This window comes from Gulosibacter sediminis, from assembly GCF_014904065.1.
GTDB classification, from domain to species: Bacteria; Actinomycetota; Actinomycetes; order Actinomycetales; family Microbacteriaceae; genus Gulosibacter; species Gulosibacter sediminis.
Genome location: NZ_JACXJG010000004.1, coordinates 71,695 through 72,227, shown reverse-complemented (window position 1 = coordinate 72,227; position 533 = coordinate 71,695). Strand labels below are relative to the sequence as shown.

General features: G+C 64.7%; 1 protein-coding gene. It reads right to left on the bottom strand.

The features are described from left to right. Positions 1-508, bottom strand: a 508-nt coding sequence (locus tag ID132_RS01895; protein WP_328743422.1) for a cytosine permease, incomplete at its 3' end; no start/stop codon positions are given. Positions 509-533: the final 25 nt, after the last annotated feature.

The following is a 533-nucleotide window of genomic DNA, read 5'->3' as shown; positions in this document are numbered from 1 at the left end:
CGCGGGTGCCGTCGCCGAAGAGGCGGACGATGATGAGGTACGCGACGACGGTGACGGCGAAGCCGACGAGCCAGGCGATGTCGATGAACTGGAGCGGCTCGGCGAGCGGGCCCGTGAACAGCGGCGTCACCATGAACGGCACCTGCGCGAGCAGGCCGATCGCATAGGTCGACAGGCCCACCGGGTTCCAGCGGCCGTACTTGCCGTCGCGGTCGAACAGCGCGCTGATGTCATACTCGCCCTTGCGCACAACGAAGTAGTCGGTGAGGTTGATCGCCGACCACGGAATCAGCACGTAGAGCAGCAGCGTCAAGAAGCTCTCGAACATCGTCATGAAGTCGCCCTGCCCGAGAACCGCGATGAGCGTCGCGACCGAACCGCACACGATCGTCGTCCACACCCGCGTGCGCGAGGTAATCACCAACCCGCGGAAGCTCGACTGCATCGTCGTCAGCGCGTTCATCACCGCCCGACGACCTCGCTTGGGGTGATGGGATTCTGCAGCCACCGATAGTAAGGCTGGCGGGAGAGCT